Annotated in this window: 8 protein-coding genes; 2 read left to right on the top strand and 6 right to left on the bottom strand. The window is 68.9% G+C overall.

Features of this window, described 5'->3' with window-relative positions; all coding sequences use genetic code 11:
- Positions 1 to 27: 27 nt before the first annotated feature.
- Positions 28 to 1,068 carry a hypothetical protein gene (locus tag QHF84_RS48725; protein WP_281320520.1) on the top strand — a complete coding sequence of 347 codons (1,041 nt, stop codon included), beginning with the start codon at positions 28 to 30 and terminating at the stop codon, positions 1,066 to 1,068.
- A gap of 152 nt (positions 1,069 to 1,220) precedes the next feature.
- Here the strand turns inward: QHF84_RS48725 and QHF84_RS48730 are convergent, their stop codons facing one another.
- The 3 genes from QHF84_RS48730 to QHF84_RS48740 form a co-directional block, all read right to left on the bottom strand.
- Positions 1,221 to 1,616: a hypothetical protein gene (locus tag QHF84_RS48730; RefSeq protein ID WP_281320521.1), complete on the bottom strand. Its 396-nt coding sequence runs from the start codon at positions 1,614 to 1,616 to the stop codon at positions 1,221 to 1,223.
- 44 nt (positions 1,617 to 1,660) lie between these two features.
- On the bottom strand, positions 1,661 to 2,809 hold the full coding sequence (locus tag QHF84_RS48735; RefSeq protein WP_281320522.1) for a PAS domain S-box protein: 1,149 nt from the start codon (positions 2,807 to 2,809) through the stop codon (positions 1,661 to 1,663).
- Between the two features lie 62 nt (positions 2,810 to 2,871).
- The gene (locus tag QHF84_RS48740; protein ID WP_281320523.1) at positions 2,872 to 3,429 is read right to left on the bottom strand and encodes a hypothetical protein; all 558 of its coding nucleotides are present in this window, start codon (positions 3,427 to 3,429) and stop codon (positions 2,872 to 2,874) included.
- A gap of 131 nt (positions 3,430 to 3,560) precedes the next feature.
- On the opposite strand from QHF84_RS48740, the gene QHF84_RS48745 reads away from it, so the two are divergent.
- Positions 3,561 to 6,176 (top strand): hypothetical protein, encoded by a 2,616-nt coding sequence (locus QHF84_RS48745; RefSeq protein WP_281320524.1) that lies wholly within the window; start codon positions 3,561 to 3,563, stop codon positions 6,174 to 6,176.
- A 16-nt stretch (positions 6,177 to 6,192) separates the two neighbouring features.
- Here the strand turns inward: QHF84_RS48745 and QHF84_RS48750 are convergent, their stop codons facing one another.
- The 3 genes from QHF84_RS48750 to QHF84_RS48760 form a co-directional block, all read right to left on the bottom strand.
- Entirely contained in the window at positions 6,193 to 7,071 is an 879-nt protein-coding gene (locus QHF84_RS48750; protein WP_281320525.1) for a hypothetical protein, read from the bottom strand.
- Positions 7,072 to 7,113: 42 nt separating this feature from the next.
- Entirely contained in the window at positions 7,114 to 9,441 is a 2,328-nt protein-coding gene (locus QHF84_RS48755; RefSeq protein WP_281320526.1) for a hypothetical protein, read from the bottom strand.
- Positions 9,442 to 9,541: 100 nt separating this feature from the next.
- A partial coding sequence (locus QHF84_RS48760; protein ID WP_281320527.1) for an MYXO-CTERM sorting domain-containing protein occupies positions 9,542 to 9,736 on the bottom strand: 195 nt, incomplete at its 5' end.

Below are 9,736 nucleotides of genomic sequence, written 5' to 3' on the forward strand. Positions count from 1 at the left end.
CGATCGCGGTTACCCTCCGCCTCGGGCATGCGTACTTCCCTACCGCCGCTTTTCGCCGCTCTCACGCTCGTGGCCGCCGCCGTCGCGGCTTGCGCCGGTGCGCCGTCCCCGAGCGTGGGACACACGGCCCCGCTCGTGGAGGACGCGGGGCCCGTGGACGCGGTTGCCGACGCCCGTGATGCCGAACCTCCCGCGCTCGCCACCGCGAAGGCGACCACGGCCGAGGATCCCGAGCTCGCGCGCATCGCGGCACTTCCCGAGGCCGAGCGCCTGGCCTATGCCCGCGCGCGGCTGCCCGAATTGAACGACCTCCGCAGCGGCACGACGCCGGTGGACTTTTCGAGGTTCTCGAAGGCCGGCCCAACGCTCGCGCTTTTCGTTCCCGAAGAGCTGCTCCAGCATGGCGCCGCGTCGCCGCCGAGGCTTTGCCGGCGTGTCGTATTCGAGGTGCAGCCCGACACCCTTCAGGCCGAGATCCCGCTCGACGGCGGTGAGGGCCGCCCGACGCTCACGCGCTCGGGCTCCTTCGAGAATCTCGTGCTCGACCGGAATGTCACCTTCTCTGGGCCGCACAGGCGAACGATCGAGACGGACGCGCGCGGCCGGAAAACCGAATCGATGGCAGCGATTGGATCGGCGTTTTCTCCGCCCGGCGCGCTCTTCGAGATTCGCGACGATGCGATCCTTTATGGCGCGACGCCCGTCTCCGCGCAGGCCGTGTGCACGGTGTACGAGGAGCGCCCGTGCGCGGAGACCGACGGCGGCGTGGGCGCTTGCGAGCGGTGCACGCACCGCGGGGCGAAGCTTTGGTCCAAGGACGCAGCGCATCGCTTCGGGATTGCGGTCGCCCGTGGGCGGAGGGGACCGGCCGAAGGCGAGCCGCTCCCCGCCTGCGCGGCCTGCCCCGCGGATGCCCTCACGGCCGAGATTCCCCGGATCAATCGCGCGCTCGCCGGCCTCCATTTCGAACATACGCCCACGGGCCCGTGGCCGGCGTTTTTCACGAAACGCGAGGCTTGCGTCGAGGCGGCCCGAAAGCACGCGGAGGAGGCACGGCGATTGGAATGACAGGCGGCCAGGCGCTCAACCTTTGGCATCGACCGCATCGCGGTCGATGCACCCTCGGTCCAGGGCTGCGCCCTGGTTCGGGTCCAGGGGCGAAGAGCCCCTGGTCGGGCCCGGGGTGAAACCCCGGCGATACGCTTCCCTGTAAAATTCCCTCAGCGGAACCGGATCGAGGGCGGCGGGCTATCGTGGTCGTCGTCGAGGAACCACTCGATCCATGGCATTGCGGCTTGCTCCGAGGCGAAGAGCTTCGTCGGGACGGCGGGCTTCGAGACGGTGATCACGAAGTTGCCGATCATGTTGCTCACCGGCGAGCTGCCCGTGATGACTGCGACGCATTTACACACGGCCGGGACGTCGGGGCTCACCCAGAATTTGCGCACTGCGTGGTCTGCGCCGCGCAGGCCTCGTTCGTCGACGAGCAGGGGGCGCGGCTGTCCGCCGCCGAGCTTTTTGGCCGCCTCGAAATCCTCTTCGGCGTCCTGCAGCGTGTATTCCGCTCCGTCCTTCGTCACCTTTTTGACGAATCCGCGCGGATCGTACGAAAGCACGGCTCCTCGCGTCACTATCTCGACCGGAACGTCGCTCGAAACCATTATGAACTCCTCCTGGGAGCCTCGGCCTTCTGTGCCTTGCGGTTCATCGAGAGCGCAATGCCGCTCTTCAGCGTGCTGCACGTCCTGACACCGGGCAAATCGAGCCCCATGTCGACGAGGGTTTTCGCCACTTCGGCGCGCAGGCCCGTGAGGACCACGTCCACGCCGAGCATACGCGCCGCGTGTGCTGCGCGGACGAGCGCGTTCGCCACGTCCGCGTCCACCACCGGTACTGCTGTGATGTCGAGGATCGCGACGCGCGGCTGGATCGTCGCGATGCCTCGCAGGAGGCTTTCGATCACCTGATCGGCGCGCTCCTGATCGAGTGTACCCACGAGTGGCATCACCACGATCTCGTCGGTGATCGGGATGAGCGGCGTGCTCATCGTCCGGATGAGATCGTTCTTCGCTCGGATCGCTTCCTCGAGGCGCATGCGCTCTTCTTCGGCGCGCTTCCGATCCGTGATGTCGCGCAGAACGCACACGAAACCTTCGATCGCGCTGCCGTTCTGGAGCGGCGAGGTCGACACCGAGGCCTCGAGGACTGTGCCCGACTTCGTCAGGCACTGCATCTCGTGCCCGTGGAGCGCGAGGATCTGCGCTGGATCGTGCTCTTCCAGGAAGAGCGTGCTCACGGGCTTGCCGATGAGCTCGCGATCGCTGAAGCCGAGCAGCTCCGTCGTCGCGCGGTTCACGGTTCGCACGAGCCCTGCGGCGTCGACGACGACGAGCGCGTCTGCCATCGAGGCGAAGACGCTGTCGAGGTAGGCGCGCGAGACTGTCGAGCTTTGCAGCTCCTCGCGCAGCATGTTGAGCCCTGCTGCGATCCCGTCGAGCTTGTCGTTCGAGGTGCTGATGGAGGCGCGGGCCTCGAAGTTCAGCGCTGCGAGCTGCACGACCACGTTCGTCAGCGTGGCGATTCGCTCGTCTTCGGACTTGCGTTCGGTGAGGACCTTGCTGCCGAGGGCCTCGATCTCGCGGAGGATCTCGCCGACGAGCCCTCCGCGCTCGCGGCTCGGGAACACGAGATCCCCGGCGCGCAGGCGCCGCAGCATGGTGACGGCTTCGCGCAGACCGGCGTCGCTCGGCGGCCCCGCGCTCGGGGGCGGCCAATCTCGTCGTCCGTCGTCACGATCGTCTGTACCCATCGCTGTCTTACGGGGACCGAACTGCCTGGCGCGGGAGCATATACCGACACCGCGGCCCTTGGCTAGCCGACGCGCGCGGCGAACGCGGCAAGCGAGAGCACTTCGCCGTGGAACGGCTGCGTCATGTCGACGAACGACATCAGGTTCGCAGCGGCGCCTGGCTCACCGATCGGCGGCCACGGCGGCGGTGGTTTACGGAACGTACCGTCCGGCAGGTGCATGTGTGAGCGGTCCGAGGCGAACGTCTCCACGAAGAGATCGGCCGGGACGACGCGGAACGAGGGCAAGTACGGCGATGGTACGCCCGGGTGGAAGCTTGCGCGCAGCCACTCCATCGCGGGCAGGGGTACGCCGAGGGTGCAGTCGACGTCCCAGATCTCCAGGGGATCCCGGACGAGCAGGACGACGTGGTAATCCCAGACGATGGGTTTGCCCCGGCCTGCCTTCTGGTACCACATGGGACAGGCGCGCTCCGCGTTCGAGATGAACACCACGTCGCGCCGGAGGTGTGCGAGCGCGGGGTCCCGGCAGAGTTGCCAGACGTTCTCCTCGCAATAAAAGGGCTGGCGCAAAAGACGCGGCGCGCGGGTTTCTTCGCGCTCATCCGCGCGTCGTTTCATGGCGAGGACCTCGGAGCAATCATCGTAACCCGGATGCGTCGCGGCGCGGAAGGCGGAAGCGACGGCTCGGCCCGCGCAGACGGCGAAAGCGCGTTCCGTGGCGCTGGCCTACCGTGCTAGCGTGGCCGGCGATGGCCGCCCCGCCCCTGCCGCTGCCGATTGCGGCGCTCGTTCGACGCGCGCGCAACGCCACGGACCCGACCCGGAAGCACCTCGCTTCGTATTACGCCTGGGAGGCGAGCATCCGCCTCACGGTGGCCGCCGAGCCGCCCGCGGATGTGAGCACGCTCGGCATGCCCTCGACGGGGCACTGGGTGAAGGCGATGCCGCCGCGGCCGGGGAGCCTCACGGATCCGGCGCTTCTCGCGCTGCACGCCCTCCTCGCGGAGGTCGGGACCGACAGCCGGCAGGCGCCGAAATCGACGAACGCGCAGAAGCTGCTCGCGCTCCTTCCGGCGTACCGGAACAAGGTCATCGGGCACGGATCCACGCGGAACGACGCGTTCAATCAGGAGGCGGCGCGGGTCTTTCTGGAAGCGATCGAACCCGCGTGGCGCGCCGGGGTGTTTTTCCCGTCGGATGCCGTGCTGGTGTTCGTGGAGAAGGTGGAGATTGGCGCCGACGGTGACCGAAAGGCGCAGATCGTGCGGCTCGAAGGCCTCGCGTCCGAGCGCGAGGGCGAGGCGCAGGCGGGGGAGGACATTCTACCGGGCCGCGTGTATCTGCGGAAGGACGGCCATTTCGCGTCGCTCCACCCGTGGGTGCTGTTCGAGGGCGGCGAGGAGCGGGAGCGGGCGCTCTTCTTCAATGGATATCGCAACGCGGCCGAATACCTCGATTACGCGAGCGGCGACGTGGTGAAGAGCAAGGCGCTCGTGGCCGCGTTTCCGTCGCTCGACGCCGATGTCGGGGCGCTCGTGGCCGGCGGGGACAAACGCCCGTCCGGGCCGGGGTCGCGCAAGCCGTCGTCCGCGCCGCGCCCGGCCGAAGGGGCAGGGGAGGCCGAGGAAAAGGCTGCGGCGGGCGAGGCCGCGGCGGCCGTGAGCCAGGAAAAACCCGTTGCTGTACCAAAAAAAGCGCGGCCCGGCTGGCTTTTCCCGGTCCTCGGGGCCGCGGCGCTTTCGATTGGCGGGGTCGGGGTTTGGCTGGGTTCGAAGGGGACCTCCGGGTCGAAGCCGTCCGCGGACGTCGCGGTGAGCGCGTCCGCCGCCCCGGCCGAGGAGGACCTGATCCCGAGGATCTCGCAGGATCCTGCCCTCCAGGCCGAGTTCCGGCACGGGATGGAGAGCCTGCTCCAGGCGGACGTATACGGCGCGGAGACGGCCCTGCTCACGGTGCGGGACAAGGCGCCGCGCGAGCCTTGGCCCCACGTCGGGCTCGCCATCGTCGCCGCGCTGCAGAAGCATTTCGAGGACTCGACCCGCGAGCTCGACGAGGCGATTGGCCTCGCCCGCGGGGCCACGGGCCGCGATGCCGAGCTGATGGGGATCCTCGACATGTCGGACGAGGACGCCGCGAAGGGGCTCGCGGCATGGGAGGCGTTCCGGGCCAAGCACCCGAAGTTTTTCTTGGCACATCTGTTCGTCGCTTATTATTTCATGTATCGGGGGACCGTGTCGGAGGGCATCGCCCGATACGAAGCGGCGCGCGCAATCGACGGCCGGCACGCGCTCACCCATGTCCTCGAATCCTGGCTCTACATGGATTCGGGCAAGCTCCCCGAGGCGCTCTCGGAGGCGGGGAAGGCGCTCGAAATCCAGGGCGCTTCCCCCTGGATCGTGGCGCAGCGCGGGATGGTGCGGATGCGCATGGGCGACACCGCCGCGGCGAGGGTGGATCTCGAGCAGGCGATCGCCCGGCGAGGGCCCTTTTTGGCGCACGTGACCTACGCGTTTTCGCTCCTTTCGACGGGGAAGAGCGAAGACGAGGCGCTGTTTCCGCGCGAGCGCCAGACCTTGCTCGACACGAAAAACGCCGACGATCGGCTCGCGTTCATGTGTACGCACCCGCTCGTGCTCCTGCGCGAGGGACGCGCGCGCGAGGCCGACGCCTTGCTCGAAGAGGCCGCCGCGTTCGCCGTGGAGAAAGGCAAACAAGGCACCCTCCTCCGCTGCGTGCTCTTGCCTGCCTACAGCGACGTGGTGCTCGGCCGCTTCGACCAGGCGGAGGCGAAGTTCGGCAAGGTTTCGAATGTTTGGGAGGGTTTTGGGCTCGCGAAGACCGACGAGGCGAGGGCGAAGATCATGCTGAAGGGCCTGAAGGGCATGGTCGCGCTGGAGAAGGGCGATTTCGCGCGTGCCGAGGGCGAGCTCGCCGAGCTCAAGCGCCTCGCGTCCGGTGGAAATGACGAGCTCGTCTATGCCGTCGCCGTCGCCCGGAAAGAGGACGTCGTCATTCCGGACACGCCCGAGGCGCGCGGGAATTTCCCGCGATTCCGGCGGATGCACCTGCAAGCACGCTCCTTCGAGCTCCGGGGCAAGCTCGACGAGGCCGAGCGCGCCTACGGAAAGATCCTCGCCGAGCGCGAGAAATGCGCGAAACGCGTGTTCGACATGCACCTGCTCTGCGGGCCCTACGTCGCCGACGCTTTCGTTCGGCTGGCGGAGCTCCAGGCGAAACGCGACGCCAAGGCGGAGGCCCTTTCGACGCTCGACACGCTCGCTGCGTTCTGGCCTCGCGCGGACCCCGATTTGCCGTCTCTGAAGCGCGCGGCCGCGGTGCGGAAGAAGCTCTCGCCAGGCAAGTGATCGCCGCGAGGGCGAATCAATAGGCGCAGAGCGGATCGTCGGGCGCGCAATGCTTCCCGGGCTTGGGTTTGCCCCCTTCTTTCCCGGGGGACGGGCCCCGCGACGGCGCACTGCGGTCGACGCCGCCCACGGAGCCCTCGGACGCCTCGTCGCCCCTCGCCGCCTCTCCGGTGATCGGGGCCGGCGGCTGCTTTATCTCGACCCTGTCCACGTCCACGTCGTCGTCCGCCCCCAGATTCAGCCCCACGAGGTCAATCGATACGAGCGCGCCGCAGCCGGCGGGCGGCGTCGTCGCATTCGCCGCGCCCTTCCCACAAGCCTCCGTGTCGCCGGCCTTTTCCACCGGGGTGCCGGACGCCGACTCGGCCACCTCGAATGCGCCGATCGTATATCCACGAACGACGTGCGTCGCCTCTTTGCACGCCTCTGTGGCCTCGGGGGTCGCGGTCGCGCCGCCGAACGTGAATCGACCCGCTTGCGCGAGCTTCACCCGGAGCGTGCGCCCGCCGCTCACGACCGCGCCGAGCCGACCCTTGCCGAGCGGCACTTCGCGCTCGACGTCCGCTTCGTTCGACAACGTGAACGATCCGTCCTCCGGCTCGGCCCTGTACTGCGCCGAGGCGCGTAGCTCGCATGCCGGCACGACCACGAGCTTGCACCCTGCGAGCTTCACGGCGACGGGCCCCTCTTCGAGCCGCTTCTCCAACGCCTCGCGCTCGGCGGCGGGCAGGGCCACGAGGCGCTGGCTTCCGGGTTTGTCCGGGAGCGGGCTGCACACGGCCTCCTCCCCGGGCGGCGGACCCGGAGGCCCGGGCGCGACGTGGCCCGGCGACGCGCCGCACGCGGCGAGGGAGACGAGGGGAATCGTGGCGACGAGGAGCGAGAGGATCCGCACGTGCGGACCGTATCAGGGCCCGCGCGGGGCCTCAAGGCCGACTCAATTTCCGGAGCAGGAGATGAACATTGCGCCGTCCCCGCTGCTGCCGGCGAAGCGAATCCGCCTTTTTCGACTTTCCGGGCAGGCCGAGACGAGCTCCGGGTTTCCGAGCGGCGGCGATGTCGCGGCGTCGACGTAACACCATCCGTGGACGGGATTGCCCTCGGCGAGAGGCGGATCCGAGACGTCTTCCTGGCAAGCCGTCCGCGCCGCGCCTGCCTCGGCCTGGAGCATCATGCAGACGCAATCCCACGCCTCGCTCGCCGCGCGTGGGTCGTCCCAGATGCTGGAGGTGAGCGCGCTGTGCTCGGGGAGGACGTCGGCCCGCCCCTCCGACGGATCACACGTGCACGCGCCGCCCCCCACGTTCCGCGCTTCGAATACCGTACACGCCACGCCGCCCTCTGCATCGGCTTCGAGGCTCCGCGGCAAGCAGGTCTTTTCGAAGGCCGCCGTCATCCGCGCGTGGAGCGCGTCCACGGCCGGGCGATAGCCGGCGCCGGGCCCGCCCGTGTCCTCGATGCTCGCCGGACAAACCGAGGCCACGACGGCCTGCTCGCCGAGACCTTTCAGCACCGCGAGCTGCCGGAGGCTCGGATAGGCCTTCGCGCGGACCTGCAACGTCGGCGCGCCGCCGCTCGCGGGGTTGGGCGCGCAGAGGGGATTGTCGCTGGCGCTTGCCTTGCAATCACACCCGGCGAGGTTTTCGTCCGTGCAATCGCGCGCCTGCCCTTCCGGCAGGGGGAAGATACACGTGTATTGCAGGTCGTCTCCGGCGATCGTCCGCTCGCGTCCGTTGATGGGGTTTTCCTGCGGGGCATTCGCGTCGACCAGGGCGGCGCCCGTGATCGGGTTCGTCCCCGTGCGCTTCTCGACGGACTCGATCATCAGCGGATCGAGCGGCCTGACGTATTTCGTGGGGTCGCCGAGGATCACGTCCCAGGTCGTGGCGCCAATCGCGTCGATCGGCGCGGCGAGCTCGGCCGCGTTCTTCAGGCCCTTCCCGAGGTCCGTCGGATCCCGCGCGACGTCCTGCCAGGGTACGCCGACGATGCCCGCGAAAAACACGTCCTCGGGGTCGCGGATCTGCCAGACGTCGTCGTCCGGATCGAGGTCCATGAAAATGGGATTCGAAACGATGTTCCCCGCGCGGTCCTGGATCTCGTGCGACGAGAAGGCCTTCACGTATCGATCCACCGGGTAGAGGAAATCGATGCCGAAACGGCGCTTCTGATCCCAGCATCGGAGGTTTGGGGCGTCCTCCTCGGGCGCGAGCTGTGCGGGCTGGCCGTCGGGTCCCATGCACGCTGCCTCCTCGGGACAACTGCCCGGATCCTGGCCACAGGATTTGCAGCAAGGATCGTTCGGATCGATCGCGCATTCCTCTCGCGCACGCGGCATCCGCACGTCCGTCCCGTCCGGGCGTTTCCCCATTCCGACGTAATAGAACTGCCCGTATTCCTTGATGGAGCAATCGTTCTCGTCCGAGAGCATCACGATCGCGAGCATCGAATCGGGCCGCAGGAATGCCTTGCGCTGCTCCAGGAGAGCCGTATCCGTGCCCTCGGGCGTGGCGCGGTTGGCGACGACGGAGATCGACGCGTAGGGATCGGGATCGACGAGGAATCGATACACGCCCTCGAGCTGCGATTCGTACTCGCAGCCGAGCGGCCCGACGCCGACGACCATGTCCCGGAGCGACGCGCCGAGCGTGACGAGGTCGCCCTCGCCGGGCGGCGCGAGCGTTTGCGCCGGATCCCAGGCCAGAAATCCGCGGTCCTCGTAGGTCGGCGCGGCCGCGCCGCCGCAGGCGTCGAGGCGCGCGACGAGGTGGCCCTTGTCGTTGTTCGTCGTGTTCGTCGTGCTGGAATGGCCCGCGCAGGCTTTTTCGTCGGGCACGAGGTCGGGACAGCCATCCGCGCCGTGCCCGCCGATGCTCGAGCTGAGCACGCCGATGTGGATGTCGAGCACGGGAGGCATGACGCGCCGGGTGCCCGCCGGGCAAGGATCGAGGGGATGGTCCGGCTGCTCGGGCGGCGCGCCTTCGGCGCTGACGCAAGGCGGGTTCACGAGGCGGAGGACGAGGTCGGGCACCGCGCTCGCGAGCAGCGCTTGCTTGTCGGCCATCGAGCGCGAATTGTCCAGGGCGAGCAGGAGATCGAGCTTTTCGACCCGGGGCGCTTCGAGCGGTTCGAGCCAGGGCTCCGAACAGCTCGGCCCTTCGCAGCGGATGGGCGTCACCTCGTCGCCGCAGGCGACGAGCCCACAGGCGACGAGGAAGAAGGGCGCGACGAGGGCGAGCGAGGAGCGGGAAAGGCGAGACCGCATGTATCCTCCGCGATTCGCCTCGGACCGGTGATTCGGCCCACGGCGGTATTCTTTGGTGTGGCAATCAATGTGCCACGCCGCGGAGGTGATCCGGCAAGGATTAACGACCGCGGCGCCGCGCGCCCCGGAGCGCCGCGAGCGCGAGGAGCCCGAAGGCCGCCGTCGCGCCGCCCGCGGGCGCGGTTTGTCCAGGCACGGAGCAATCGCAGCTCCCGGATTCGCCCACGCCGCCGTCGCTGCCGCCCGTGGCCGCGCCGCCCGCGCCGCCGGCACCACCCGCGCCGCCCGCGCCGCC

It is taken from the genome of Polyangium sp. y55x31 (assembly GCF_029946505.1).
Lineage (GTDB): Bacteria > Myxococcota_A > Polyangia > Polyangiales > Polyangiaceae > Polyangium.